Genomic DNA, 26,764 nt, shown 5'->3' with positions numbered 1-26,764 from the left:
GAGCGGGGAGATGACACGATCAGCTGTAACGTGAAGGCGCTGACGAGCGCCCGTGCAGGCTCTGCATGCAAAGCACATGGCTCGTGAGCGTGCGGAGCCTCTGGGGGGTGCTTCTGCGTCGTCGCGATGCGCTTGGCGCGTGCTGCGCGCTCGGCCTGATGATCCTGGCGGCGCTCGCTGCACCGCTCTATGCCCGAGCGGTCGGTGTCGACCCTATGGAGTCAAACCTCGCGGGAGTGGTCGTGCGTGATGGGGTAAGCCAGGACGTGATGCAGCCTAACGATAACCCGCTGCATCTCGGCCTCTCGCCCATAGGCCCCTCCTGGCGCTGGGGTGCTTATGCCCTGGGGGCGGATTCACAGGGACGCGATATTGCCGCCAGGCTTCTCTATGGTGCGCGTAGCTCCCTGTTGATTGCATTCTCGGCGGCCTGCCTGTCGCTCCTCGCTGCAACGGCCTGTGGGCTCCTTGCGGGATATTGCGGCGGCTGGGTCGATCTCGTGATTTCGCGTCTGCTGGATATTCTCTGGGCGGTACCGGTCTATCTCTTTGCCATCAGTCTGAGCGTGGTCACAATCGGCCATGATCTCGCCCTGGGTCCGTTTCACCTGAGAGCCGACTCTCTGTTACTGCCCATTCTCATCATCGCCCTCATCTACGTGCCTTACGCGGCCCGTCCGATCCGCGCACGGACCAAAAGCCTGTCCAGCGCGGGCTTCGTACTGGCCGCACGCGGGCTGGGGGCATCATCGCTACGTATCGTCCTGCGTGAGATCCTCCCTCTCCTGGCGGAAACCTTGCTGGTACTGGCCCCTCTGATCATGGCGCTCTGCCTGCTTGCGGAATCCGCCCTGTCCTTTCTCAGCCTCGGCGTTCAGGCGCCAGCCGCCTCATGGGGAAGTCTGATCCATGATGGCGAAGGACTAATCTATAGTCGTCCCGTAGTTGCCATCGCGCCTGGACTGGCGATCATCGTCACCGTGTTATGCCTCAATACGCTGGGCGATGCGGCGCAGGCGGAGCTCAGGGCTAAGGGACAGAGATGAGCGGCTTTCTCTCCCGTCTCGGTCAGATGGTGCTCGTCCTGTTCGGTATCTCGGTACTCGTTTTTGCAGTGTTTTTCGCAACGCCGGGATCAGACCCCTCCGCCCGCATCGCAGGGCGCGGGGCGAGCCCAGAAGTGGTGGCGCGCGTGCGTCATGCCTATGGGTTCGATCGCGCTTTGCCCGTGCGTTACCTGACGATGATGGACCATCTCTTCATTTCGCGAAACCTGACTTCCTACGTTAATCACGGGCAGAACGTGGTGAGCGAGGTTTTCGATGCTGCTCCCGTTACGCTGTCGCTCGTGCTATTCGCAGCGCTATTCTGGCTGGCAGGCGCCCTGGTTTTCGGGCTGATTGGCGCTGCCTGGCAAGGCAGCGCGCTGGATCGGCTGATTGGCGGGCTGGCTTTGGTAGGGCTGTCGATGCCGGTTTTCTGGCTTGGTGAGATGGTGAATCTTGTGAGCCAGAGCCGGTTTCATGAAACCTGGCTTTTTCGCTGGGTGCCGCCCCTGGGCTACGTGCCCTTCACCACCAGCCCTATCGCCTGGGCAAAAGGGCTGATTCTGCCCGCCATGACGCTCTCAGTAGCGTTTATCGGTCTATACAGTCGGGTGTTGCGTACCGATCTGTTGGTTGCCATGCAGGAGGAGTCCTTGCGCACGGCCCGCGCAAAGGGCGTGGGGCCGTGGCGGTTATGGTTTGTCCACGCGCTTCGCCTGTCAGGGTTGAGTGCGCTATCGCTTTTCGGGCTCGATTTTGCGCAGTTGCTCGGGGGCGGGGCCTTACTGACCGAGGTCGTTTTTGCGCTGCCGGGGGTAGGCCATCTGACCTATCAGGGGCTGAGTACGCTCGATCTGCCACTGATCATGGCCACCGTGCTCTATGCGGCCTTTTTCGTAGTCATTGCCAATGCCCTGATCGACGGTTTGTATCGGGTGCTCGACCCTCGTATCGTTCGAAGTCCGCATGACCGGTAAGACCCTCTTGTCCCTGCACGATCTGCGCCTTGATCATCCAAGGGCGGGAATACTGCTCGACGGTGTTTCACTCACCCTGGAACGCGGTCAGATTCTGGGGGTGGTCGGAGAATCCGGCTCGGGCAAGAGTTTGACGGGTCTCAGCGTTCTGGGTCTGCAGCCAACGGGGAAACTGTCTGGCAGGATGATTTTCGACGGGCAGGATCTGACCCGGTTTGGCGAGGCTGAATGGCGTGGGTTCCGGGGCAAGCGAGCCGCCATGATCTTCCAGGACCCCATGACTGCTTTTCTCCCGGTGAGGCGTATCGGTCCACAGATCGAGGAGCAGATCCGGCTGCATATGACGATGTCTCGGCGCGCGGCACGGGCACGCGTCATCGCGCTGCTCGGACGAATGGGAGTCCCCTCTCCGGAACGCATGGCAGAGCGCTATCCGCATGAGTTATCGGGTGGGTTGAGGCAGCGCGCCATGATCGCCATGGCGCTCTCCTGCGATCCCGAATTGCTGATCGCGGATGAGCCGACGACGGCGCTGGACGTGACCGTTCAGGCGCAGATCCTCACCCTCCTGCGTGAGATCGGCGCGCGTGATGCCAGCGTCATGCTGATCACCCATGATATGGGCGTCGTGTCGCAAAGCTGTACCCACGTCGCAGTGCTCTATGCCGGGGTCGTGATCGAGACAGCTCCGGTGCAAAAGCTCCTGGCGACTCCGCTTCACCCCTACACACAGGCGTTGCTGCGCGCGATCCCACCTCTTGAGGGGCCAAGACCGGACCGTCTGCCGGTCATCGAGGGCGTCCCCCCTACGCCGAAGACGCGCCCTTCGGGCTGCGTCTTCGCTCCGCGCTGCGCCGCGGTCGAGTCACGATGCCAGACGAGGCCGGCGTTCAGGGAGCGGGGTGATCACAAGGTCGCCTGTGTGCTGTATCCATGAGACCCTTGCTGGAAGCCCGTGATCTGGTCAGAGCCTACTCCGTCAGCGGGGGCGGAAAATTGCGCGCTGTCGAGGGCGTCTCACTCACGCTCGCGCGGGGCGAGACGCTGGCTCTGGTGGGGGAGTCTGGCTGCGGCAAGTCCACGCTCGGGCGTCTCCTGATGGGGTTTGATCGCCCGGACAGGGGGCAGGTGGTCTTCGGGGGGCAGGACCTCGCGGCGCTTTCTGCGCGTGCCACACGTCAGATACGCAGCCGATTGCAGATGGTATTCCAGGATTCCGGCTCGGCCTTCAATCCGCGCTGGACCATTGGCCAAGCCCTGGCAGAGCCCTTCCGTATCCACAGGCGTCCGTGGTCACGCGAGAGCCTCGAGGCATTGCTGGATCGCGTGGGCCTTTCGGCAGCTTTTCACGACCGTTATCCTGCCGCCCTGTCTGGAGGTCAACGCCAGCGGCTGAACATTGCCCGCGCGATCGCGCTGTCACCAGAGTTGATCATCGCCGATGAGCCGGTTTCAGCGCTCGACGTGTCAGTGCAAGCGCAGATCATCAATCTGCTGCGCGATCTGCAGGCCGACCTCGATCTGGCCTGCCTGTTTATTTCGCACGATCTCGCGGTCGTCCGTCAGATCGCCGATCGCATGGCCGTCATGTATCTTGGTGGGATCGTAGAGGAGGGGGAAACGCTCTCTGTGCTGGCGACCCCATCTCATCCCTATACGCGCGCGCTGGTCGAAGCCGTGCCGCAACCCGGCAAGCCGCTCGGGGTGCCCTTGCAAGGCGATGTCCCAAGCCCGCTCTCCCCGCCATCGGGATGCCGCTTCCACACGCGTTGCCCGGTGGCGCGATCCCGATGCGCGACCGAGAGACCGTTCCTGGCGCCGTATCGGGATGGGCGCCATGTCGCCTGCCATTATCCGCTGACAGGCTAGATCATGCGGGCCCCGCACTCCACGCCAGGTTCTCGAGGCGGGGGGACTTTGTGACCCTTCCGATATCGGTCTCCTTACCTTCGACGGGACATCGGCAGGATTTTCCGAGAGGATTGGATCCGGGTGATATTGACCGGCTTCGCCAGAGCGCCTTCAATGAAGCGTTGCCTCGTCTCGCCTTGACCAGTGAGTTAGATGAGCGAGCCGCCATCGGCTTGATGCGCAAAGGCGTCGAATGCCCCAATTCTCACACCTAACACCCGGGACGCAGACCAGAAGCCATGCCTGATCCTTCCTCCGCTGCGGCAAAGCCAGGTTTTCCGAAAGAGGAATGGGTCCCGGGGCGAGCGTCCCTCGATACTCTGAATTCAGAAGTGCCCGTCAACAGCATACTGGAGGACCCCTCCCGGCTTCACGCGCGGTTGCAGCGCGACCTCTTCAACGTCAGACGTGATCACACGGTGCTCGAAGCACGCTTCGAGGCAGAGGTACAAAGCTCATCCTCGCGGATCCAGTCACTCGATTCTGCCCTTGCGCGTGCGCTGTCAGATCTGGACAGGGTGCACGGATCAGCAGGCTGGCGGGTCCTCGTGCAGGCCCGACGCCTTACTGCTTTCATACCACCGACCTTGCGTAAGCTGATCAGACGCTCGGCCCGGCTGCTATGGTGGATCGTGACGCTCAAATTGAGACGTCGCCTGAGCGAACTGCGTCAGGCACGCTTCAGGCCACCGGAAAGCCCTTGCGTCCCCGCCCCGTTGGCGGGTCAGATTGCGGATTATGACCCGCATATTCTGAGCGAGGCCGTGCTGCGATTGGAGCGCTTTGCAGCGTTTGACCCAGCCGCTTATGGCGCCATGCATCGAGACAGCACCAGCACCGGTCTTTCTCCGTCGGCCCATGCATTTTGCTACGGAGCTCAAGAGGGACGGGCCCTGTTTACCCATGAAGCGATTGCCCGCGCGCTCGGCCTGTATTCTACGGCTCGGGAAGGCGAAGCAGCGCAGCCCGGTTTTCGTTCTCCCCTCACGGCAGGAAGCAGGGGGCACACGCTCGGCCTCTATCGTCACAGTGCCGGAGAGGAAGCAGTCACGATATTCGCCGAGAATCTGGCGGTCAAACTGAGGACGGCGGGCGCCGATATCCGGTTGCTGGATGAAACTTCAGATCTGAACGCGCGTCCCGGAGTAACTCTGGTCATCGCACCTCACGAATTCTTCTATGGGGAGGGAGGGCGGATCTGGCGACGCCAGGATGTTGTGACCGGGTCGTTCATGCTCAATACGGAGCCTCTCCAATCGCCCGGCTTCGCTCGCGCCGTTCCATTCCTGATGGCTGCGCGCGGAGTAATCGATGTCACACCACAACTCACGGAGATGCTTGCCGATGCCGGTGTGCCCGCTTTGTCGCTCTCGTCGGGGCTTTCATACGATGCATCGCCTCTCACCCAGGAGGACCGGGATCACCCTCTGTTCAGGGTGCTTCCCAAGGCAGTAAAGAAGCAGCCGGATCCCGCCGCCATGTGGACGGATAGGGATGTTGCGGTGATGTTCAGCGGCGATCACACGCCCTATCGTGAGCGGGTACTGGCCGGTTATGCCCCACGCCTCGCCGAGTATGCGTGTTTTCTCCATTGTCGGCGTCTACCTGGATCGCCTTCTGGATCGCCTTTTGGGGCGCGTAGGCAGAAAACCGATCTTTCCCGGCTTTATACTCACGTGACGGGCCACTCGAAGATCCTGCTTGATATCCATGCGGACGAGTTCGGCAGCGCTGAATGGCATGGACTTGCTGAGCGCGCGGCCTGGACTGGCAGCGTCCTTGTTACAGAGGGGCGGCTTCCCCATGGCTTGCTCAGGGCAGGGGAGCACTATTTTAAGGAGACGCCACGCTATACCCCCGATCTCATCGACTGGTTGCTCAAGAGTGCTGATGGCCAGGAGACAGCACGGCGCGTATGCATGAATAACCAAGCGCTTCTCACAGCGCGCCCTGATCCGTTCTTTGCCGTAGACCCTCTTATGGGCATGCTATGGGGAAACAGGGTCTGATGCTGCCCCGATCACGTTCCGTCCGGAGAGCCCCGTGAATAAATTGGCCGAAGTCGAGCGCGTCATCGAACGCCGAAGCGACCAGAACAGGGAAGGCATGCTGATTTGCGTGGCGGTCAGTCTTTTCAACTACGCGGAATTCCTGCCCGCCTGCCTCGATTCTGTCGCTGCGCAGAACTGGGATAGAATCGAGTTGATCATCGTTGACGATCGTTCGGAGCGGGATGACTCCGTCACCGTCGCGCAGGAATGGATCGAGGCGCATGTCACGCGTTTCGAGCGGGTTTTGCTCCTGCGTCACAGGACAAATCAGGGATTGGCCCAGGCGCGAAACACTGCGTTCTCCCAGACGACGGCGGACCGGGTCTTCGTCATCGATGCGGATAACGAAATCTATCCACGATGCCTCTCACGCCTGTCAGAGGCGATGGACGAATCCGGATACGAAGCGTGCTACAGCCAGCTCGAATTTTTCGGGGATCAGCGTCAGATCGGCTATGCTGATCTGTGGTCTCCGGATTTCTTCGAGCGGGGCAATTATGTCGATGCCATGGCCTTGGTGTCTAAGGCTGCATGGGAACGCGTGCAGGGCTACAGCCATATCGAGGGTGGCTGGGAAGACTATGACTTCTGGTGCAAATTCGTCGAGCATGGGTTCGAGGGTGGCTTCGTCCCGGAGATACTGGGGCGCTATCGTGTTCATGGGCAATCCATGCTCAGGAGCGAAACGTCCTCACGCTATGGTGCGATTTACATTGAGATGAGTCAGCGACACCCATGGTTGCGTCTTGGGGCGCTGAGCTGACCGCGTCAGCCGTGATCCGATTTGTGGTCCCGGACTTGCAGATCCCCTCATAGGTAGATTTCTATGAGGCCCTGCTTTGCGTCCCCTCTAGGCAGGAGACGCGTTTCCTATCGATAGCGCCGTCCTAGAATCGCTGCGAAATCCCTGTCAAAATCGTGCGGCGCAGGCCGTATTGTGGTGCTCCCACGCCTACGCCCGACCCGTCGCGGATCTGATAGCTCTTGTCGAACAGGTTGAGCACATCCAGACGCAATTCCGTGCGCTTGAGGAACGGCACCTGGAACAGATCCTTGAAGGATTGCACGAGCGAGAGATTGAACGTGGCGTAGATGGGTACGGAACGTCCATTGGGGGTGAGCCCGTCAGCGCGCAGGCCGCTGCCATAGACCATCGAGGCTGAAACCCGTGTGGGATGGCCGGTATGGTAGAAGAAGGAATAGCTCCCCCCTGCGGACGCCGTCCAGCGCTGGTCATGATCGAGATGAATCCAGCGATGCGCGGTGTAGGCGAGGTCGTCCGGGTCCATCGTCCATTGTGCGGTGGTGATGTCCTTTCCGATGGCGCGTGACCAGGCGGCATTGCCATAGAGCGAAATCGGGCCGTGCTCGTAATTGGTCGAGAGCTCATAGCCATTGACCTGACCACGGCGATAATTGAACGCCGAGAGAATGATCGGTGCGCCGAACTGCCCCTCATCGATCATGTTCTTGGCAAGTTTCACATAGGCGTCGAAAGACGCATGCCAGCCCGGCAGCAGGGACTGGGTCACACCTGCGTCGAAATAATGGTCGCGCTCGGCCTTGACCGTGTTGTTCTGCAGCGTCTGAGGCTCGTTCGAGGTGCCGACGAATTTGCTGAGCGAGGTGTTGGACACGAGTTCGAAGGGCGGTGGGGTGAAATAGCGGGAATAGCCAGCATGAAGCACGCCCCCCCGCCAGGCACGCCATACGATGTTCAGACGCGGGCTGACCTGCTTGGAGTGGGTGTATTCATCCACACCGTCGAAGCGCAATCCGTAATTGATGGTCAGGTTGCGCACGGGACGCCATTCGTCCTGCGCATAGAGCCCATACATCCAGCCCGTGCGCCCGCTGCCGTCATGCACATTGGTGGTGGTACCGTCATAGATGGGCGTGCCGTCATCCTCGGCGCCGGTCTGCTGATAGACAACCGAGTCCGTTTTCGAGCTGTTGCGTTCGATATAGACCTGATAGCCGAAACGCACCGTATGCTGCCGGCTGGCATGCCATGTCACGTCCGTCTGTGAGCCGGTGGAAAAGACGGATCGCGCGGCCTGCTGACTGATGCCGTTATAGACGAGGTCGCCCAGCGGATCCGGAGAATAGCCGAGCGACGAATAGCGGGTCATGATCGAGCTTTGCAGGCTGACCTTGCCCATATCCTTCTGCAGCGAAAGAATACCGAAATCGGTGATTTCTTTCTGGCGCTCATTCAGGCTGGCGCTGTCCACGCTGCCATAGACCTGTTGTGACAAAGAGGAGTCCAGGAAGCTGGGATTGGCGAATTGCCGTTGCTGGCCTGGGTTGTTGGGAAGCTGATACTGCGCGTTCGAGACGCCGCCTGTCAGGCTAATGCGGGTGTTCTCATCGGCCGTGTACCGCAGATGCCCGAGCGCGTGATACTGGTTGCTCAGATCATGGATGGGGTTGAAGCTCGAGGTCGGGTTTTCGACGCCAACGCGGTTATGCACGAAATCGCCTGTGGCGAAGAAATCCCACTTCCCGGCGTGACCGCCATATTGCAGCGATGGGAAGAAATAGTCGCGCGCGCCGCCATAGATCGAGGCATCGCCGCCCGGATCGGCACTGCCGTTCTTGGTGGTGATGTCAATCACACCGGCTTGCAGAAAACCGTATTCGCTGGGTAGCGCACCTGTGGTGAGCGAGGCGGAATGGGCAAAGCGCGTCATGAGCGCCTGCCCGAACACGCTCAGACCCTCCGGTAACTGAACGCCGTCCAGGCGGAACTGCACCTCGTTATGATCGCCGCGCACATGGATCTGGCCGAAGCTGTCCTGCGCTACGCCAGGGGCCTGAAGCAGCAGGGTGTTCAGCGGGGCGTTATCGCCACCTGGATTGGTCTCGATATCGCGCCGCGTGAAGCGATAGGTCGTGGCACCGGTCGAGGATTGCAGGGATGAGCGGATTTCATCGAGGCGCGCATTGACGATGATATGCTCCTCATGGCTCGCCTCGCTATCCGCTGGTGAGACCGCGCCGTGATTGTCGAATGACGTGCGTGAGCCGCTATCAGCTGCCTCCTTTGAGGGCGAAACCGCCGGGCTCTTGGGGGCGGTGGGGTGTGCTTTGGGGGCGAGGCGCGTGCCGGGCTGTGCATCACGGGCGTTCGCAGCGGCAGATTGCGCGCGGGCGGGCAGGGTCAGGGCGATGACGGAGCAGGACAGGAGCAGGCCGGCCGACCACAGGGAGCGGGGTGACATCATGACAATCCAACAGGCTGGGAACGGAATATATCGGCTTCGTTCCTATTCTGTATGATATAACATAACAATAGTGATCAGGGTGTCGATGCGCCTCTATTGCAGAGTGTGACAAATTGGCGACAGGCCGCGAGCTCATGAAAAGCATTTTAGGGAGGAAGCTACCGCCTCAGCCCGGCGTTCGTTGAAAACCTATGCATTCCCGACTGAGGTCATCTCGCCATGAAGCGTCGATCCTTTCTTTCCGCTGCCTCTCTTGCGCCTGCGATGGGGTTGGTAACGCCCGCTCTCGCAGCAGGAAACGCCGATGACGGCACGAGTTCATCGGGAGATTTTGACATTGTGGCGCGTTTCGACGGTCCGGGCCCATCGGGTGTGGCGGTGCTGCCCAATGGGCGCATGTTCGTAAGCTTTCCGCGTCACGCGGATAATCACCCCGGGGCGACGCTGGGCGAAGTCAAGGACGGGGCTATCGTCCCTTACCCTTCAGATGCGCTGAGCCTTCCCTCGGAAAAGGCGCCTGAGGACAGGCTGATGTCGGTGCACGGGATCACCTCTGACACGGCGGGACGTCTCTGGGTGATTGATGACGGCAAGCTGGCGGGCCATGATATCCCCGAAGGGGCGGCAAAGATCCTGTGTATCGATCCGGCGCAAGACAAGGTGGTGCACAAGATTTTGCTCGAGGCGCCGGTGATGCGGCGCGACAGCCATATGAACGATTTGCGTGTGGCCCTTTCTGTCGGGGCCAAGGGAACTGTTTTCGTAACCGATTCCTCTTTTGGCACGGAGCCCGCACTGATCGTTGCTGACATCGCCACGGGGCGCACCAAGCGTGTACTGGCCCACCACCCCTCGACCCAGGCTGTGCCCGGCTTCATGGCGATCGTCGAAGGCGAGCCCAGACGTTACATTCCCCATCATCCCCAGATGGTATCAGGCGGGGCCGATGGCATTGCTCTTCTGCCCGATGAGTCCCGGCTTTATTACGCGCCCCTCACAAGCCGGCGACTGTACAGTATCTCGGCAGCGACCCTTGCCGACCAGACCCTGTCTGATGAGGAGTTGGGTGCCCAAATACGTGATGAGGGTGAAAAGGGGACTGCAGACGGGCTCTGCTTTGACCGTCATGGACGGCTTTACACCACGAATTACGAGCATGACTGCATTTTGCGCCGCGATCCGGACGGAGCGATTTCCATGGCCGTACGTGACGCCCGCATTCTCTCACCCGATGGGATCTGTGCGACTGCCGACTGGATCTATTGCACATTGGGGCAGTGGAATCGCCTGCCTTCGTTCAATGATGGGCAGAACCGCCGCAAGCCCCCTTATCTGCTGATCCGGTTCCCGGTCGAGCCACCCAGGCCGCTCGATGCCAGTCCCCAAACCGTCGCGCACATGCACGGTTGACGCCGTCCGCCTGTCTGTGGGCAAATCATCGGGTTCAATCTAGCGCGGAGTGGGGCTGCTCATCGTCTGGCGTCGTGATCCAGTTTAGGGCAGTTCCACGCGATCTGGGGGAGGGAACGGAAAAGACGCTATGAGCGTAGCTATTACTGTTCTGTTGTTATGGGCTTTCATGAGCGTGTCCCGGGATACGCCGACAGGCCAGCTCCTGCGTCGATGGATGGTAGACTTACCCGCAAAGGCACTAAACCGCCTCAGACGCTGGCATCTGATGCTCGCTGTGGGGCTGGTCGGGCTCGGGTGCCTGCTGATCTGGTATGGAGGGAATGACGGGCTGCGTGTTGCGAGCATGACCCTTCCCGATATGTTCTCATGGTTCACTACCATCGAGGTCAGTACTTATGTCGATGTTCTCACAGCGCTCGTTGCCGCATCCCTGCTAACCAAGGTGAGGTGCACATGGGTCGTTATCGAGACAAGTTTGCTGCGATTTTGGCGGAGGGCCCGGGGCAGCGCGTCTGGGAGTAAGGAGGGAGTAGATCAGGTAGCCGGGGCGCTGACGGGTCACGCGTCATGCGCGGAGCGGCCTCGCTCACCGGGGTGAAGCCCTATCCGGTGACCGAAACGCCGAAGCAATTGTCGAATTACGGCACTGAAATTACAGGATCAAACCGGTAGAAAAATCGGCAGGATAAGCCCGGATCATGGCCTGGCTTATCCTTATTCTTATCCTGATTTTTTGCGGGTCAGGCGGTCGGTGGCGCCTCACCCTGCTCGTTCGTGTGATGATCGATCACGGAAGGCAGGAATTGAGCCAGGGCAGGCAAGAGGGCGCCTGCAGGCAGGCCCGTCTTGGAGACCAGCATCTGCACCTGCTCGTCCGTCAGCAGGGCGCGCAGTTCATCTGCGGAGATGGGCAGGTTCTCACCGGAACCAATCCAGGAGCGTACCTTATCCTCCAGACCAGCGCGCCGCGCCTGATCCATCAGTGTCTGGATGCCCTGCTCACTGGTGAGATATTCACCAATGCTGCCTCCCAGCTTCTCCTTGAGCTTGTCCCCCACGGAACCGAGGGCGGAATTGATCATCGAACCGAAAAAACCGCTCAAATCCTGTCTCCGATTATGCGCTGGCCCTTGGGCTCAGGCCGAGCGTCGTGTTTCCTTGTCGATCTGCGGCATTTCGATATCGATCTCGAGCACCGAGCATCCATCGAGGCCACCATCGAGCTTGACCTGAACCTTGTCCTGATCGACCGCTACATGACGCTTGATCACTTCAAGGATCTCGCGATGTAACTGGCTGATCAGCTCCGAGTTGCCATTTCCGGAGCGTTCATGGGCGAGCAGAATCTGCAGGCGGTCGCGGGCGACAGCGCTGGTATTGCGCTTGGTGAAAAGTCCGAACAGGCTCATGCGACCCTCTTCTTGAACAGCCAGTCGAGCAGCCCCTTGCGCTCAAGCGGGACCTGGATCTCGAGCTTCTCGCCCTGGAGGCGACGCGCCGCGTCGAAATAGGCGCGCGCCGGGGCTGATTCGGGGTTCGAGAGCGTGACGGGAGCGCCGACATTCGAGGCGCGCAGCACTTCCTCGCTTTCGGGCACGATGCCCAGGAGCGGGATGGAGAGGATTTCGAGCACGTCTTCCGTGTTCAGCATCTCACCCTTGGCGGCACGCGACGGGTCGTAACGGGTCATGAGGAGGTGCTTCTCAACCTTCTCGCCGTTCTTGGCCTTTTCGGTCGTGCTGTCGAGCATTCCGATGATGCGGTCGCTGTCGCGCACCGAACTGACTTCCGGATTGGTCACGACCACCGCGATATCGGCGTGATACATCGCCATCTGCGCGCCACGCTCGATACCGGCCGGGCTGTCGCAAATGATCCAGTCGAACTTGTCACGCAGTTCCTCGATGACCTGAGCCACGCCTTCGGCGGTCAGGGCATCCTTGTCGCGTGTCTGCGAGGCAGGAAGGATCGAGAGCGTTTCGACACGCTTGTCACGAATCAGGGCCTGGGAGAGCTTGGCATCGCCCTGGACCACATTGATGAAGTCGAACACGACGCGGCGCTCGGCGCCCATCACCAGGTCAAGATTGCGCAGACCGACATCGAAATCGATCACCACGACATTCTGACCCGACTGGGCGAGAGCGGCACCCAGTGCTGCTGTCGTGGTCGTCTTGCCGACCCCGCCCTTACCGGATGTGACTACCAGCACCTTAGCCATGTGCGCTCCACCAAAACTCAAACGGAAACCACCGCAATCCCTATGGTGCGGCCAATTTAATACTAATGAGGAATGGGTTCGCGCCGCAATCGCCAGAATGCAAATAGTTCCGTTCAGGCGAGTTTTGTCACCGTTACACGGTCCTCAGTGAGCAGGGCCTGGGCGGGCTGGTCGTGCAATCCCGCCTCGATTTCTTCGGCGATCATGTAAAACCCGTCGATGGCGAGCAATTCGGCCTGCATCCTGCTGGCAAAGATACGCGCACCCGGCTGTCCGCCGACCCCGGCGATCGCCCGTCCGCGCAAGGCGCCATAGACATGAATGGACCCACCCGCGATGAGTTCCGCGCCCGAGGCGACCGACCCAAGGACCACGATATCGCCATCCAGATGCATGATGCTCTGGCCCGAGCGTATGGCCCGATCGACAATCAGGCTCTCGGCACGCTGGGTCGAGGGCAGGACCGGCTCCGGCGCCTCGCCCGTCTCGGTCGTGGCTTCGGGAAACTCGACACTGCCACTGGCTCGGCCGCCTTCAAGCGACGCAGGCCATTCCCAGTCCTGAAGCTGCGCCCAGCTTCTGTCAGCGCCTTCGAGGCCGATCATGTGGATGCCGCGCGCGACCAGTTCTTCCTGCAACTGATCGAGTCCTTCGGCATCCTGAGCGACGAGCCCCAGATCGAGAATCACGGGACGACCGGCGAAGAAACCGACCGAGCGGGCAATCTGGTTGTCGAGACCCGAGAGCCATTCGGTCAACGGTGCCTCGGGAGAGAGAACGAGCGCCAGAAAGGAGCGCCCGCGTGCCCGGATGCGCATGGGCGCTCTGGCGGGCGCGGGGTCGATATCGGCGCGGGTCGTCTGGTCTGTCATCGTCTGGAAATGCTCTGGGGGATCAGGGGCGGAAATAGGGGCTGGGCGAGGGGTCAGCTCTCTTGCTTCGCAACAGGGCAGACGCTTAAGAATACAGCATGCGCATTTTGTATCATCTGCCGCTCTCGCCGCAAAGTCGTCAGGTCAGGCTCGTTCTTGCCGAGAAACGGTTACCCTATGAGCCCAAGACGGAAAAAGTCTGGGAAAACCGCCCCGATTACCTCGCGCTCAACCCTGCGGGCGATGTGCCTTTGCTCGTTGAGGAGAATGGGCTATCGATTCCGAATGCGTGGGTGATCTGCGAGTATCTCGAGGAGGCCTATCCCGACACGCCCCTTATGGGACGGACTTTGGCCGAGCGGGTGGAAGTAAGGCGTCTCATGGCTTGGTTCGAGGGCAAGTTCGGCCATGAAGTCTCGCGCAATCTTCTGGGTGAAAAGGTGGACAAGCGCCTGGCAGGGCGCGGTAATCCCGATGGAACGGCGCTGCGCGCAGGCTATGCCAATATGCGTTTTCATCTGGATTATATCGGGTGGCTGGCCGAGACGCGTGCCTGGCTGGCGGGCAATATGCTCTCCATGGCGGATTTCGCAGCGGCCGCGCATCTTTCATGCCTCGATTATATTGGCGATATCGACTGGTCCAAGGCCCCTGCGGCAAAGGACTGGTATGCGCGCATGAAATCGCGTCCCAGCTTCCGCTCCCTGCTCAATGACCGGGTCAACGGGTTCAACCCGCCCGCGCATTATGCCGATCTTGATTTCTGATAAGGCCGGATATTTATGAGCGAGGTTTTTGACGCAGCCATTCTCGGCGCGGGAGCGGCTGGGCTTATGGCTGCTGCGACGGCGCGCAAGGGCGGAGCATCCGTCGTAGTGCTCGATCACGCTGCCGAACCGGGGCGCAAGATCCTGATTTCTGGGGGTGGCCGCTGCAATTTTACCAATCTGGATGCGAAGGCCGAGAATTTTCTCTCCGCCAATCGGCACTTCGTGCGCTCGGCCCTGGCGGGCTATACGCCGCGCGACTTCCTAGCACTGGTCGAGCGGCATGGGATTGGCTGGCAGGAAAAAGCGGCAGGCCAGCTTTTCTGCTCGGAGTCCGCGCGGGATATCGTGAGCCTGCTGCTGCATGAGGCCGAGGGCTGCACGTTGCGCTTCAACACCACCATACGCGGTGTGACGGCAGGCGACGTCTTTCGTGTCCAGACCGATGCGGGCGAGGTACAGGCGCGCGCGCTCGTGCTCGCCACGGGGGGACTCTCCATCCCCAAGCTTGGGGCTTCGGACTTGTCCTTGCGGATTGCGCGGCAATTTGGCCTGGAGATCGTCAGGACCGTGCCCGGGCTGGTGCCACTCACTCTCGAAACGCCGCTGCCTGAGCTGGCGGGCGTCTCGCTGCCGGTACGGGCCAGCATTGGCAAGACAGGTTTTACGGACGGTATGGTCTTTACCCATCGTGGGCTGTCCGGCCCCGCCATCCTGCAGATTTCCTCCTACCAGGACGGGCCGCTTGATGCCCCCGCCATCGACATGATGCCCGGGCGCGATGCACGCAGCGCGCTGGGCGAGATCAAGAAGGCCCGTCCGCGTGCCGAGCCCACTTCGCTCCTGCAGGATCTGCCACAACGTCTCGCCCGGCATATTGCGAGTAACACCCTGGCTGATCTCGAGTGCACGCTCGCCAATCTTCCCGACAAGCGGATCATCGCTCTGGCGGAGCAGATCGGACGGTGGCGGCCGCGTCTGTCGGGTACAGAGGGCTATGCGAAGGCCGAGGTGATGAAGGGCGGTATCGATACGCGTGCCCTTTCTTCCAAGACGCTCGAATCCCGCGACGTGCCAGGCCTTTTCGCGATAGGCGAGGCGGTTGACGTGACGGGTTGGCTGGGTGGCTATAATTTCCAGTGGGCCTGGTCCAGCGGCGTCGCTGCCGGAAGGGCGATTGCCACAAGGCGGTAAGCGCAGGCCCTGCCAGGCAGGTCAGTTCCCGCCGCGTAGACCCCTCAGCCGGATTGCGGGACGGCAGAGCGAACCGCCACGCGTATGCCGCGTCTTGGCATGACGATCATATCCGCCCGGTCCAGGGCATAAGGAGTGCGTTTCATGAGTCAGTGCATTGCCATCCTTGCCACGAACGGGGTCGAGGAATGTGAGCTTGTCGAGCCCCGCAAGGCGCTCGAGGGTGCTGGTTTCAGGACCATGGTGGTCTCTCCTGCGAACGGGGAGATTCAGGCCATGGAAGGCGACGTGACGCCCGCGTCGAAAATCGCGGTCGACGCCACGATCGGTGAGGCCGCCGATCTCGATTTTGCCGGTATCCTGCTGCCTGGTGGGACCACCAACCCGGACGCGCTCCGGATCGATGAAGCCGCGATTGCATTCCTGCGCGGCTTCGTCGCGCAGGATAAGCCGATCGCCAGTATTTGCCACGGCGCGTGGACGCTGATCGAGGCCGGTGGGGTAAAGGGGCGCACCCTGACTTCCTGGCCCTCACTGCAAACCGATCTTCTCAATGCCGGGGCAAAATGGGTGGATCGCGAAACCGTAGTGGATGGCAATCTGCTCACATCGCGCAATCCGGATGATCTGCCCGCCTTCTGTGCGGCGCTTGTTACGCAATATCGTGACAAATCTGCCTGAAAACCGCCCTTATTCTCGGCCGTTCTGCGCTTCAAGGAGGCCGTGTGTCATGACTGGCCGTGTTCTGCCGAGGCAGAGCGCGGTCGTTCGGGAGCCGGCCCGCAAACAAAGAGGTAATGATCCGATGAATGCTCCCGCACCGTTCCGCCGTTCCGCCCGTATCCTGGGAGGGCTCGCGGCTCTGTCGCTGCTGGCCGCCTGTTCCGGCACGGCGGCCCCGGGCCCGACCCCGCCGGGGATGCAGGTGGTCGGCTACGGCTATACCTGCAAGGCCGGGATCTACACCTGCAAGATGCCCACACAGGTGCCGCTCGGTAACCCCTGCTCTTGCCCGGGGATTGGTGCAGCCTCCTATGGCAACATCCACCAGCCCTGATCTGACGGCCACCCTCCCATGATGGGCTAGGACCCGTCCTGTGGGATATGGGGCCACGTGGAGGCGGTCCTCGGCAACTGCGTTGAATTGCACGTCGAGGCCTGGTTCCTGAGAGCCAGGCGATTGCAGCTGTCGCAGCGTTCGAGACAATCTCAACGTGAGGCTGGTCGCGCGCCCGCGCTGATGGGTTCAGAGGCGCGCCGCGCGGGAAACGACTTTCGTCATTCCTATTTTGTTCTTATACTCGGAGCAGAATACGGAGCCCGAATTGTCGCAGGATTTCTTCAGTTTTTTTCCCTGGCTCGTTGCCGCGCTTGCGCTGGCCGTGGCCGTTTTTCTCTGGTCCCGCCTCTCACGGCGTGGGACAGATCGTGACCTGCTCTCGCGCATCTATGTTCTGCTCGAGCGTGATGCCGCCGAGCGCGGGGCCGAGAGCGATTTCCATCGCACGGCCTTGATGGAAACCGAGCGCGTTCTTGTCTCACGTCTCGAACAGCAGCGCTCCGACGTAGCGGACAGGCTGGCCACGCTGAGTCAGCGTCTGGGGCAGGATCTGTCCGAATCCAGACTGGCTCAGGGCGAAATGCTCCGTGAAATGATGCGTGAGAATGCCGAGCAGCTGACCCAGATCCGGGCCTCGGTCAGTGAGCAGTTGCACGTGACGGTCGAAAAGCAGATGCAGACCTCTTTCCAGCGCGTCGTCGAGCAGATTGCGGCCATGCAAAAGGCCATCGGCGAGGTCTCTGCGGTCACCGCCCAGATCGGCGATCTGAAGCGTCTGTTTGGTAATGTGAAGACGCGCGGCGGCTGGGGGGAGGCACAGCTGCGGGCCATCCTCGACGATATCCTGCCTACCGGGTCCTATGACAGTAATTTCCGGATCGGTGAGGGGAGTGAGACGGTCGAATTTGCCCTGCGTATGCCCGTGCGTAGCGCCGTGCCGCCCCGACTTGCGATCGACAGCAAGTTCCCGACCGAAGCCTATGAGCGCCTGCTCGATGCTGTGGACCGTACCGACCCGTCAGCCGAGCGCATTGCGCGCCGTGCCCTCGATAATGCCGTGCGCCTTGAGGCGCGCAAGATTGCCGAGAAATATATTCACCCGCCGCTGACTGTGGAGTTCGCCGTCCTCTATCTGCCGACCGATGGGCTCTATATGGAAGTCGCCCGTATACCGGGGCTGATCGACGAGGTGGGGCGTATCCATAGGGTCATCGTCATGGGGCCGTCGCTTATCCCCGCCCTGCTGCGCACCGTTCATCTCGGTTATGTGACCCTGGCGCTGGAGGAGCGTACCGATGCAATTGCGCGGCTTCTGGGGCTCACCCGCCAGGAGATGCTGCGCATGGATGGCGTGCTCGAAAAACTCGCGCGTGGCGCAGGTGCCATGAGCAATACCATCGATGAGGCGAGACGGCGTACCCGCGTTCTGGGGCGCAAGCTTCGTGGTCTTGACGGGCAGGTTCCGGGTGACGACCTTGAAACACTGGACGAGCTTTAAGCGGAATTTACTATCGAAACGGGCCATGTTTCGGCACAGAGGACATCATGATACCGGATCACAGCCCCTCTACTGTCCCGCTCGAGGTGCCTTCCAAGGCGCGTATCCTGTTCGTCGAGGATGACGATACGCTGGCGAAAGAGGTGGTTGAGGAACTCGCGGCGCGCGGGTTTTCGGTTTCCCACGTTTCGACGGGTCAGGCCGGTCTCGAGGCCGCGACGAGCGAAGTCTATGACCTCCTGGTGCTCGACCGCATGCTGCCACTGCTCGATGGGCTCTCCGTGATCGAGAAGCTGCGCGGTCAGAATGTCCAGTCCCCTGTCCTCGTTCTCTCCGCGCTTTCCGCTGTGGATGATCGTGTAACCGGGCTCAAGGCCGGTGGAGATGACTATCTGACCAAGCCTTTCGCCATGGACGAGCTGGTCGCGCGTATCGAGGCGCTTTTGCGCCGCCCGAATGACACCCGCGCCACGACATTACGCGTCGGTCCGCTGGATATGGATCTGATTGATCGCACCGTGACGCGCGATGGGCGTGACATCGAGTTGTTGCCACGGGAATTCCGGCTGCTCGAATATCTAATGCGCCGCCCCAATCAGGTTCTGACACGCACCATGCTCCTGGAGGATGTGTGGAATTACCGCTTCATCCCCCAGACCAATCTGGTCGATGTTCATATCGGCAAGCTGCGGCGCAAGGTCGATGGCACGGGTGAGACGCCCCTGATCCACAGTATTCGCGGATCGGGGTTCATGCTGCGTGTCTCTCACTGATACGTCACGCTTCGGCGTTTTTCGCACAGCCACGTTCCGGCTGACCCTGGCCTTCGTGGCCGCCATCATTGGCGGCATGGTGCTGCAATTCGTTCTGCTTTTTGTGCAGATGACGCATTTCGAGTCCGAACGCTCCAGCGGTATCCTCCATCGCGAGGCTGATGTGCTGGTGCAGGAGACACCCGAACGTCTTGAATATCAGGTGCGTGAGCGGGCCAGCAACGAATTACGCGTGGTGATCAACTGGGTCGGGCTGTTCGACGGGCATTACCATCATATCGCAGGCGATCTGAAGGCATGGCCCGAGGGGTTGACGGTGGATGGCAAGGTCCATCGCCTGACGCTCTCTCCCACCGATGACGCGCCTTATGAAATGCGGTTTCTCGCTGTAAAGGTGCCGGGCGGCCGTATTCTGGTGCTGGCGCATTCGCTGCATCTGCTCTCCGAACTGCATTACATGATACGGCGTGGCGCGCTGCTTTCGGTCTTCCCTGTGGTGATGTTCGCATTATTGACGGGGGTCGTGCTCAGTCACCGCGCCTTGGCCCGCGTCAAGACGATGCACGAGGCGATAGACCGCATCATGCAGGGCGATGTGCATGAACGTCTGCCTGCCGGGCGTGAGCGCGACGAACTCGAGCGTCTTGCCGGGTCGGTCAACCGCATGCTGGACCGCCTCGAGCATCTGATGGATGAGATACGCGATGTGGGCAATGACATCGCCCATGACCTGCGGACACCGCTTTCACGAGTGAGGGCGCGGCTCGAGAGGGCGACATCGAGCCCGCATGACGCGGATTATCTGAATTCCGTCATCGAGCAGGCGACCCAGGATCTGGACCAGTGTTTCTCGGTCATCACGGCGCTCTTGCGTATCGGCGAAATCGAAAACGGTCGGCGTCGTGCGGGATTTGCCTATGTGAATCTCGGCGATCTGGTGGCCGATATCGTCGATCTGTATGAGCCGATAGCCGAGACGAATGGTCTCGTCCTGACCAGTCTGGTCGTAGCCGCACCCGCGAGTGATGCGCTCGTCACCTTCGGGGATCGCGATCTGCTCGTCGAGGTTCTCGCCAATCTTCTCGATAACGCCATGAAATTCACCCCGTCGGATGGGCACGTCACCGTGTCGGTGACGCCCGGTCCGGGCGTGATCAATCTGCGCGTCGCGGATACCGGTATCGGTATTCCGGAGGCGGAACGAGAGGCCGTGCTGGGGCGTTTCTATCGCTCGGATAAAAGTCGTCACGTGCCGGGGAGCGGGCTCGGACTCAGTCTGGTCATGGCGATCCTGCGCCTGCATGGTGTCGAGCTGGCCATTGCAGATGGCGATGGGACCGCGGCGACGAGGGGGTGCGCGTTCGAGATGATCTTTCAAGCCTCCAGCAGTCCAGAGCCCGCCTGATCCGCGCCCGGTCCCGTATACAGGCTGGGCAGGTTGTGACAGCACGATGAAAGGTCGTTCCAGAACGGAACTTAAAAGGAATTTTCCTTGTCGCCCCCGGCTGGATTTGTATGTCTGGCTGTAACAGAAAAAGGAACCTGCTTGATGATATCGGGAAACGGATGGAGTCACTCCATGCCGGGCTACGCGCACAGGCATAGGGTGGTGGCCGGACTGGGTGATGGGTCGATGGCATGAATCAGGTTGTCATCACCGCGCTCAAGCGCCCCTATACCTTCGTTGTCCTGTCCATCTTCATCGTGATTTTCGGCGTCAGATCGGTCATCAAGACGCCGACCGACGTGTTCCCGAACATCAATATTCCGGTCGTTGCGATCGTGTGGTCGTATCTGGGCCTCATGCCCGAGGATATGTCCGGGCGTGTGGTCTATTATTACGAGCGCACCCTGACCACGACGGTCAATAATATCGAGCATATCGAGAGTGGCTCGTATTACGGGCGTGGTATCGTCAAGGTCTATTTCCAGCCCGGTACCGATACCTCCGTGGCGCAGACACAGATTACCTCCGTGTCGCAGACCGTCATCAAGCAGTTGCCGACCGGCGCCACGCCGCCGCTTATTCTGGCCTATAATGCGTCTTCCGTGCCGGTGCTCACGCTTCAGATCAATTCGGACAAGCTGAACGGCTCCGAATTGTACAACATGGCCTCCAACCTGATCAGGCCTCAGCTCGTTTCCGTGCCCGGCGTATCGATCCCGAACCCTTATGGAGGGCTCGCGCCTTACATCACGGTGGATATCGATCCCTCCAAGCTGATGGCGCATAACCTCTCGGCAGTGGATGTCAGCACGGCGCTGAACAAGCAGAATATCGTACTGCCCGCTGGCGATCAGCGTATCGGACCGTTCGACTACATGGTGCGCACCAACGCACAGCCGCGCGAGGTCGAGACTTTCAATAACCTGCCGCTCAAGCAGGTGGGCAATGCGGTGGTCTATCTGCGCGACGTGGCCCATGTGCATCGCGGCGGCCCACCACAGGCCAATATGGTGCTGGTGAAGGGGCGTCAGGCCGTCATGATGGTCATCATGAAAAGCGGCGATGCCTCGACGCTCGACGTGGTGGCTGGCGTGAAGAAGCTGCTGCCTCAGGTGATCGAGACCCTGCCCAAGGGCACGAGCATCAAGATCCTGACCGATGCCTCGGGCTTCGTGAAGGATTCGGTCGAGGACGTGGTGCGCGAAATGATTATCGCTGCGCTGCTGACCTCTCTCGCCGTGTTGCTCTTCCTTGGGTCGTGGCGCTCGACCCTGATTGTGGCGACGTCCATTCCGCTCGCCATTCTCTGCTCGGTCATCGGATTGAGTCTCGCCGGGCAGTCCATCAATGTGATGACGTTGGGCGGCCTGGCCCTGGCGGTCGGTATCCTTGTCGATGACGCCACCGTCATGATCGAGAATATCGACGCCCATCTTGAGATGGGCAAGGATCTGGAAATGGCCATCATCGATGCGGCCAATCAGATTGTCGTGCCGACCTTCGTTTCCACCACCTGTATCTGTATCGTCTGGTTGCCGCTTTTCGAACTGACCGGCGTTGCGGGTTGGCTGTTCATGCCGATGGCCGAAGCCATCATCTTCGCCATGATCGCCTCGTTCATTCTGTCACGAACCCTTGTGCCGACCATGGCCAACTGGATGCTGGCCGCGCAGGTGGCCGCCCATGAACGTGGCGATGACGGCAGGGAGCCCGGCTTTTTCGGGCGGTTCCAGCGCGGCTTCGAGAGCGGCTTTTTCCGCTTCCGTGAGCGCTACAAGATTGTGCTGGGTGGCCTGATCGAGGAGAGGAAGAAATTCGTCCCGTTCTTCATGGCGGTGTCGATCCTGTCCTCGGGGCTTTATTTCTTTGTCGGCGAGGATTTCTTCCCCGAAATCAAATCCGGCACCCTGCAACTGCATATGCGCGCGCCCATCGGGACGCGTCTGGAGGAGTCCGGCAAGATATCCGTGCTGATCGAAAAGAAGATGCACGAGATTCTGCCCGGTCAGATCGACGCAGTGCTGAACAACTGTGGTCTACCTTTCTCACAGCTCAATCAGGCCTTCATCCCAACCCCGACCGTGGGCACCGAAGATTGTGATATCACGGTCTCGCTCAAGAACGATGAGAGCCCGACGGCCGAGTATCGCCGCAAGATCAGGGCCGGGCTGATCGAGGCTTTTCCCGGAACGCAGATCACTTTCCAGCCCGCCGATCTGACCGCGAAGATCCTGAATTTCGGTTTGCCCGCGCCGCTCGACGTGCAGGTGGTGGGACGCGATCTTTACGGCAATTTCGCCTTTGCCAAGAAGCTGCGTCGCAAGCTGGCGACCATTCCGGGCATCACGGATGTGTCCATCCAGCAGCCCATGACCCAGCCGACGCTCAGCATCAACGCCAAGCGCAGCTTCGCGCTCGGTACCGGCATCACCGAGCAGAATATCGCGCAGAACGCGCTGATTGTGCTTTCGGGCAGTGCGCAGGTGGGGCAGGTCTATTACCTGAACAGCTCGGGCGTGGCGCAGCTCATCGATGTGCAGACCCCGGCAAACTACCTCCAGACACTCAATGATCTGAAGACGGTGCCGATTGATCGTGGTGACGGCAACCCGACGAACGCCCAGCCTCAGCTTCTGGGCGCGCTCTCCGAGATCGAGCAGACGGGCACCCCGGCGGAAGTTGCGCATTACAACATCATGCCCGTGTTCGATATCTACGCCGCGAACGAGAATATCGATCTCGGCACAGTGGCACGCTCTGTGCAGGACGTGGCGGATTCGATGAAGTCCGAGTTGCCGCGCGGCTCGCATCTGGTGGTGCGCGGTCAGGCCGTGACGATGTCCGATGCCTATTCGCAGCTGATCATTGGTCTCGCGATGTCGATCACGCTCGTCTATCTGATCATCGTCGTGAACTTCCAGTCCTGGCTCGATCCGTTTGTCATCATCACGGCGTTGCCGGGTGCGTTGGGCGGCATCGCCTGGAGCCTGTTCCTGACCCATACCTCGCTTTCGGTACCCGCATTGACGGGGGCCATCATGTGCATGGGTACAGCCACGGCCAATGCCATTCTGGTGGTATCCTTCGCGCGTGAGCGTATGGAGATCCATGGGGATGCGCTGAAAGCCGCGCTAGAGGCCGGGTATGAACGTATTCGCCCGGTCCTAATGACGGCACTCGCCATGATCATCGGCATGGTGCCCATGTCCATGAGCAATTCCGACAACGCCCCGATCGGCAAGGCCGTGATTGGCGGATTGATTGTAGCCACAGCAGCGACGCTCCTGTTCGTCCCCTGCGTTTTTGCCATTGTCCATTACAGAAAGCCGCATGAGCGCGGCGATGAGGGAGCCCACGCATGACCCAGCACCCGAAAACAGGTGCCGAGCAGAACCGCAAGCGGGGCCGCCTCATCATTCTCATCGTGCTCGGTATCGCTGTTCTGATCGCGGCATGGGGTATCATCGGGCGCTCGATGCATTACAGCACCCTGCGTGAGGAAGCTGAAGATAATGCGCGCGCGCGGGTCAGCCTCATCAACCCGCAGCCGGGACCGGCAGAGCGTCATCTCGACCTGCCTGCCAATTTGGCCGCCTGGTATCAGGCGCCGATCTACGCGCAGGTCTCCGGCTATGTGAAGATGTGGTACAAGGATTACGGCGCCCATGTGAAATCTGGCGACCTGCTTGCCGAGATCAGCACGCCGAGCCTCGATGCACAGTTCGAAGCTGCCAAGGCCAACTACAATGTCGTTCTCGCGCGTTACAAACTGGCCGTCATCACGGCCAAGCGCTGGGCGGATCTGCGTGACACTCAGGCTGTGTCCCGTCAGGAGGTCGACGTGCAGGCCGCCAATGCCGCCGCCCAGAAGGCGCAGGTCGATCAGGCACAACATGAGGTCGAGCGTTTCGAGGCACTCGAGAACTTCAAGCGTATCGTGGCGCCCTTCGATGGCATCGTGACGTCGCGTCTCGTCAATGTGGGCGATTACGTCAATGCGGGTGGCGGGGACCTGAATTCGCGCGGCAATGCCTCCGAACTCTTCACGGTGGCGGATACGCATCGCATGCGTGTGTTTGTTTCCGTCCCGCAGGATTATGCGGCGGTGATTTCGGACAAGCTTGCAGCCAAGCTGACCCTGCCGCAGTTTCCAGGGCGCGTTTATGACGCAAGCTTCCTTGCTACCGCGCAGGCCTTCAACGCGGCAACGCGCACGGTCACAACCGAGCTGGGACTCAGCAATGAGGATGGCTCACTCTGGCCCGATTCCTACGCGACCGCGCATTTCACGGCACCGGGCGAGCCGGGTGTTCTGATTGTGCCGGTCAATGCGCTGATCTTCCGCGCCCAGGGCACGCAGCTCGCCACGGTGGTGGATAATCGCATTCACCTGATCGACGTGAAAACCGGCATCAATTATGGAATGACCATCCAGATTCTGGGGGGGATTGCCGCCAAGGATCAGATTGTGGCCAATCCCACAGCCGATATGCTCGAAGGGGATGAGGTGAAGGTGGTTCCCTCGACGCGCGGTTATAACGATGCAACGGCAGCCCCGCGCAAGAACGTTGCGCCTCAGCCGCATCAGCCTGCGCCCGAGGATGATGACGGTGGCAGCAATGAGAACGGGGCGCGCCGATGAGAGGGTCTTCCACAAGACGTGCCCTGCGCGGGAGCATTGCCGGGGCCGTGTTCAGCCTCTCGCTCCTGTCTGGCTGCGACCTCGCGCCAAATTATCAGGCTCCCAAATTCATCTACCCCGATGGGTGGAAAGGGAAGGGCGTCTTGGTAGATGCCCGACCAGCTGATGACGTGCCCAAGGGAAAATGGTGGGAGGTGTTCCACGATGCCCAGCTGAATGCCCTTGAGGAGAAGATGCTGGCGTCGAACCCTGACCTTCAGGCTCAGGCGGAGATCTTCACCCAGTCACGCGATATCGCGCGAGAGACCGAGGCGCAGCTTGCCCCGCAACTCAATGGCTCTGCGGGGATGTCGAACAACAAGACATCGCTCACGCGTCTGTGGCGCGGCAATACCGCGACTTCGCCCACGACCGAGTCGAGCGTCTTCTACAGTGGTGCGGCGACCTGGGAGCCGGATTTCTTCAGCCGTATCCGCAATTCCACACGCATGCAGAAGAATATGGCTCAGGCCAGTGCGGCGGATTACGCCAATCTGCGCCTGATGCTCGAAGCCGAACTGGCGTCCAATTATCTCGGTCTGCGTGGGCTTGATGCCCAGTATGCGGTCTATGCCGACTCGATCCGCTATTATCAGACTGCGGTGAAAATCACCCAGCTGCGTCAGGCTGGGGCGATTGCGGCCGGGCTGGATGTCTCACGCGCCGAGAACCAGCTTTTTGCGACCATGGCGTCGCAAAGCAATGTACGCGCCCAGCGTCAGGTGCTGGAACATGCCATAGCGGTAATGGTGAACACCGTGCCGGGCAGCTTCCATATTGCCCCCTCCACGACGCAGGTCCTGCCTTATTCCATCCTACGTATTCCGAGTGGTCTGCCCTCGCAGCTTCTCGAACGTCGCCCCGATATCGCTTCTGCCGAGCGTAATCTCGCCGCGAATAGCCGGGCGATCGGTGTTGCGCGTGCCGCTTTTTATCCTGACGTCACCTTCAGCCTGAATGGTGGTTTCATGAATAACGGCTTCGACCTGGCCAGCCTCGGGAATTCCATGTGGAGTTACGGGGTGCAGGCGGTTGAGCCGCTTTTTACGGGCGGTCTACGTCGTGCCGCCTTGCAGCGCGCCTGGGCCCAATACCGCGAGAGCGCCGATCGATATCGCTCGACCGTGCTCTCGGCCTTTCAGGATGTGGAGGACGGTCTTTCCCAGACCAGCGCCTTCGCAGATCAGCAGAAGCAGCAATATGCGGCCGTTGATGCGGCCCTACGCACACAGCGCATGACCATGGCCCTCTATACGGGCGGCTTGACCAACTACCTCGATGTGGTTGTGGCGCAGCAGGCGGCTCTTGTGGCGCGTATTGACGCGGTTCAGGCCCAGACCATCCAGCTTCAGGCCAGCGTGCGCCTGATCAAGGCTCTGGGCGGTGGCTGGGATCGTTCGGCATTGCCCTCGATCAAGTCCATCGATCCGATTGGTGTGCTGCAATATGACGGGCTGCATCATCCGCGCCCGGCGGGTGACGTGGATACGCGCACGGGACCCGGGGACCAGGATCTGAGCGGCGATGACACGATGGGAGCGACCACGAAAGGCTTGACAGCCCCGGCTCAGGGGCGGTAAGGGGCCGCTCCCATTCGGAACGCGGGAGAGGCGTAAGCGATCGCAG

Annotated in this window: 21 protein-coding genes and 1 pseudogene; 17 read left to right on the top strand and 5 right to left on the bottom strand. The window is 60.7% G+C overall.

Annotation, left to right across the window (positions count from 1 at the left end):
* The first annotated feature begins 65 nt into the window (after positions 1–65).
* The 6 genes from C0V97_RS02930 to C0V97_RS02905 all read left to right on the top strand — a co-directional run bounded on the left by C0V97_RS02930 (position 66) and on the right by C0V97_RS02905 (position 6,748).
* Positions 66–1,046 (top strand): ABC transporter permease, encoded by a 981-nt coding sequence (locus tag C0V97_RS02930; RefSeq protein ID WP_127100494.1) that lies wholly within the window; start codon positions 66–68, stop codon positions 1,044–1,046.
* Complete coding sequence (locus C0V97_RS02925) at positions 1,043–2,023, top strand: ABC transporter permease (protein ID WP_127100492.1); 981 nt, start codon at positions 1,043–1,045, stop codon at positions 2,021–2,023. Before C0V97_RS02930 ends, C0V97_RS02925 begins: the two co-directional genes overlap by 4 nt.
* Positions 2,013–2,960, top strand: coding sequence for an ABC transporter ATP-binding protein (locus tag C0V97_RS02920; protein ID WP_127100490.1), 948 nt, complete (start codon positions 2,013–2,015; stop codon positions 2,958–2,960). Before C0V97_RS02925 ends, C0V97_RS02920 begins: the two co-directional genes overlap by 11 nt.
* Positions 2,957–3,892: an ABC transporter ATP-binding protein gene (locus tag C0V97_RS02915; RefSeq protein WP_127100488.1), complete on the top strand. Its 936-nt coding sequence runs from the start codon at positions 2,957–2,959 to the stop codon at positions 3,890–3,892. The genes C0V97_RS02920 and C0V97_RS02915 overlap by 4 nt, the downstream gene beginning before the upstream one ends.
* A gap of 281 nt (positions 3,893–4,173) precedes the next feature.
* Positions 4,174–5,943: a hypothetical protein gene (locus C0V97_RS02910; protein WP_127100486.1), complete on the top strand. Its 1,770-nt coding sequence runs from the start codon at positions 4,174–4,176 to the stop codon at positions 5,941–5,943.
* 34 nt (positions 5,944–5,977) lie between these two features.
* A complete protein-coding gene (locus C0V97_RS02905) occupies positions 5,978–6,748 on the top strand; it encodes a glycosyltransferase family 2 protein (RefSeq protein WP_127100484.1) in 771 nt (256 codons plus the stop codon).
* A gap of 124 nt (positions 6,749–6,872) precedes the next feature.
* Here the strand turns inward: C0V97_RS02905 and C0V97_RS02900 are convergent, their stop codons facing one another.
* Positions 6,873–9,212 carry a TonB-dependent receptor gene (locus tag C0V97_RS02900; RefSeq protein WP_127100482.1) on the bottom strand — a complete coding sequence of 780 codons (2,340 nt, stop codon included), beginning with the start codon at positions 9,210–9,212 and terminating at the stop codon, positions 6,873–6,875.
* Positions 9,213–9,431: 219 nt separating this feature from the next.
* On the opposite strand from C0V97_RS02900, the gene C0V97_RS02895 reads away from it, so the two are divergent.
* On the top strand, positions 9,432–10,622 hold the full coding sequence (locus C0V97_RS02895; RefSeq protein ID WP_127100480.1) for an SMP-30/gluconolactonase/LRE family protein: 1,191 nt from the start codon (positions 9,432–9,434) through the stop codon (positions 10,620–10,622).
* A 743-nt stretch (positions 10,623–11,365) separates the two neighbouring features.
* Here the strand turns inward: C0V97_RS02895 and C0V97_RS02890 are convergent.
* The 4 genes and pseudogenes from C0V97_RS02890 to minC all read right to left on the bottom strand — a co-directional run.
* Positions 11,366–11,734 (bottom strand): annotated as a pseudogene (locus tag C0V97_RS02890) (YidB family protein); the annotation flags it as partial.
* A 27-nt stretch (positions 11,735–11,761) separates the two neighbouring features.
* The gene (gene minE / locus C0V97_RS02885; protein ID WP_127100476.1) at positions 11,762–12,034 is read right to left on the bottom strand and encodes a cell division topological specificity factor MinE; all 273 of its coding nucleotides are present in this window, start codon (positions 12,032–12,034) and stop codon (positions 11,762–11,764) included.
* The gene (gene minD, locus C0V97_RS02880) at positions 12,031–12,846 is read right to left on the bottom strand and encodes a septum site-determining protein MinD (protein WP_127100474.1); all 816 of its coding nucleotides are present in this window, start codon (positions 12,844–12,846) and stop codon (positions 12,031–12,033) included. Before minD ends, minE begins: the two co-directional genes overlap by 4 nt.
* A gap of 113 nt (positions 12,847–12,959) precedes the next feature.
* Positions 12,960–13,718 carry a septum site-determining protein MinC gene (gene minC / locus C0V97_RS02875; protein WP_233581928.1) on the bottom strand — a complete coding sequence of 253 codons (759 nt, stop codon included), beginning with the start codon at positions 13,716–13,718 and terminating at the stop codon, positions 12,960–12,962.
* Between the two features lie 98 nt (positions 13,719–13,816).
* Here minC and C0V97_RS02870 point away from each other — a divergent pair, with 98 nt between their 5' ends.
* From C0V97_RS02870 to C0V97_RS02825, 10 genes are all read left to right on the top strand, one after another.
* Positions 13,817–14,485, top strand: a complete 669-nt coding sequence (locus tag C0V97_RS02870) for a glutathione S-transferase family protein (protein ID WP_127100472.1) — start codon at positions 13,817–13,819, stop codon at positions 14,483–14,485.
* A 15-nt stretch (positions 14,486–14,500) separates the two neighbouring features.
* Positions 14,501–15,679 (top strand): aminoacetone oxidase family FAD-binding enzyme, encoded by a 1,179-nt coding sequence (locus tag C0V97_RS02865; protein ID WP_127100470.1) that lies wholly within the window; start codon positions 14,501–14,503, stop codon positions 15,677–15,679.
* Between the two features lie 144 nt (positions 15,680–15,823).
* On the top strand, positions 15,824–16,360 hold the full coding sequence (locus tag C0V97_RS02860) for a type 1 glutamine amidotransferase domain-containing protein (protein WP_127100468.1): 537 nt from the start codon (positions 15,824–15,826) through the stop codon (positions 16,358–16,360).
* Between the two features lie 49 nt (positions 16,361–16,409).
* Complete coding sequence (locus C0V97_RS02855) at positions 16,410–16,736, top strand: hypothetical protein (RefSeq protein WP_233581927.1); 327 nt, start codon at positions 16,410–16,412, stop codon at positions 16,734–16,736.
* A gap of 268 nt (positions 16,737–17,004) precedes the next feature.
* Positions 17,005–18,237, top strand: a complete 1,233-nt coding sequence (locus C0V97_RS02850; protein WP_370264906.1) for a DNA recombination protein RmuC — start codon at positions 17,005–17,007, stop codon at positions 18,235–18,237.
* A 47-nt stretch (positions 18,238–18,284) separates the two neighbouring features.
* A complete protein-coding gene (locus tag C0V97_RS02845; RefSeq protein WP_127100466.1) occupies positions 18,285–19,010 on the top strand; it encodes a response regulator transcription factor in 726 nt (241 codons plus the stop codon).
* Positions 18,997–20,415, top strand: a complete 1,419-nt coding sequence (locus tag C0V97_RS02840) for a HAMP domain-containing sensor histidine kinase (protein WP_233581926.1) — start codon at positions 18,997–18,999, stop codon at positions 20,413–20,415. The genes C0V97_RS02845 and C0V97_RS02840 overlap by 14 nt, the downstream gene beginning before the upstream one ends.
* 233 nt (positions 20,416–20,648) lie before the next feature.
* On the top strand, positions 20,649–23,819 hold the full coding sequence (locus tag C0V97_RS02835) for an efflux RND transporter permease subunit (RefSeq protein ID WP_127100464.1): 3,171 nt from the start codon (positions 20,649–20,651) through the stop codon (positions 23,817–23,819).
* Complete coding sequence (locus C0V97_RS02830) at positions 23,816–25,099, top strand: efflux RND transporter periplasmic adaptor subunit (RefSeq protein ID WP_127100462.1); 1,284 nt, start codon at positions 23,816–23,818, stop codon at positions 25,097–25,099. The genes C0V97_RS02835 and C0V97_RS02830 overlap by 4 nt, the downstream gene beginning before the upstream one ends.
* The gene (locus C0V97_RS02825) at positions 25,096–26,718 is read left to right on the top strand and encodes an efflux transporter outer membrane subunit (protein WP_127100460.1); all 1,623 of its coding nucleotides are present in this window, start codon (positions 25,096–25,098) and stop codon (positions 26,716–26,718) included. Before C0V97_RS02830 ends, C0V97_RS02825 begins: the two co-directional genes overlap by 4 nt.
* The last annotated feature ends 46 nt before the right edge of the window (positions 26,719–26,764 follow it).

Origin of the sequence: Asaia sp. W19 (assembly GCF_003994335.1) — a bacterium.
Lineage (GTDB): Bacteria > Pseudomonadota > Alphaproteobacteria > Acetobacterales > Acetobacteraceae > Asaia.
The sequence above is the reverse complement of the archived record's forward strand: the minus strand, read 5'-3'. Positions and strand labels throughout refer to the sequence as shown.

What these genes read in the sequence shown, in the direction of transcription:
- C0V97_RS02855 (WP_233581927.1), top strand. Translation starts at nt 16,410, where the DNA reads ATGACTGGCCGTGTTCTGCCGAGGCAGAGCGCGGTCGTTCGGGAGCCG.
- minC (WP_233581928.1), bottom strand. Translation starts at nt 13,718, where the DNA reads ATGACAGACCAGACGACCCGCGCCGATATCGACCCCGCGCCCGCCAGA.
- minE (WP_127100476.1), bottom strand. Translation starts at nt 12,034, where the DNA reads ATGAGCCTGTTCGGACTTTTCACCAAGCGCAATACCAGCGCTGTCGCC.
- C0V97_RS02830 (WP_127100462.1), top strand. Translation starts at nt 23,816, where the DNA reads ATGACCCAGCACCCGAAAACAGGTGCCGAGCAGAACCGCAAGCGGGGC.
- C0V97_RS02895 (WP_127100480.1), top strand. Translation starts at nt 9,432, where the DNA reads ATGAAGCGTCGATCCTTTCTTTCCGCTGCCTCTCTTGCGCCTGCGATG.
- C0V97_RS02925 (WP_127100492.1), top strand. Translation starts at nt 1,043, where the DNA reads ATGAGCGGCTTTCTCTCCCGTCTCGGTCAGATGGTGCTCGTCCTGTTC.
- C0V97_RS02835 (WP_127100464.1), top strand. Translation starts at nt 20,649, where the DNA reads ATGAATCAGGTTGTCATCACCGCGCTCAAGCGCCCCTATACCTTCGTT.
- minD (WP_127100474.1), bottom strand. Translation starts at nt 12,846, where the DNA reads ATGGCTAAGGTGCTGGTAGTCACATCCGGTAAGGGCGGGGTCGGCAAG.
- C0V97_RS02930 (WP_127100494.1), top strand. Translation starts at nt 66, where the DNA reads ATGCAAAGCACATGGCTCGTGAGCGTGCGGAGCCTCTGGGGGGTGCTT.
- C0V97_RS02870 (WP_127100472.1), top strand. Translation starts at nt 13,817, where the DNA reads ATGCGCATTTTGTATCATCTGCCGCTCTCGCCGCAAAGTCGTCAGGTC.
- C0V97_RS02915 (WP_127100488.1), top strand. Translation starts at nt 2,957, where the DNA reads ATGAGACCCTTGCTGGAAGCCCGTGATCTGGTCAGAGCCTACTCCGTC.
- C0V97_RS02900 (WP_127100482.1), bottom strand. Translation starts at nt 9,212, where the DNA reads ATGATGTCACCCCGCTCCCTGTGGTCGGCCGGCCTGCTCCTGTCCTGC.
- C0V97_RS02920 (WP_127100490.1), top strand. Translation starts at nt 2,013, where the DNA reads ATGACCGGTAAGACCCTCTTGTCCCTGCACGATCTGCGCCTTGATCAT.
- C0V97_RS02825 (WP_127100460.1), top strand. Translation starts at nt 25,096, where the DNA reads ATGAGAGGGTCTTCCACAAGACGTGCCCTGCGCGGGAGCATTGCCGGG.
- C0V97_RS02910 (WP_127100486.1), top strand. Translation starts at nt 4,174, where the DNA reads ATGCCTGATCCTTCCTCCGCTGCGGCAAAGCCAGGTTTTCCGAAAGAG.
- C0V97_RS02865 (WP_127100470.1), top strand. Translation starts at nt 14,501, where the DNA reads ATGAGCGAGGTTTTTGACGCAGCCATTCTCGGCGCGGGAGCGGCTGGG.
- C0V97_RS02860 (WP_127100468.1), top strand. Translation starts at nt 15,824, where the DNA reads ATGAGTCAGTGCATTGCCATCCTTGCCACGAACGGGGTCGAGGAATGT.
- C0V97_RS02845 (WP_127100466.1), top strand. Translation starts at nt 18,285, where the DNA reads ATGATACCGGATCACAGCCCCTCTACTGTCCCGCTCGAGGTGCCTTCC.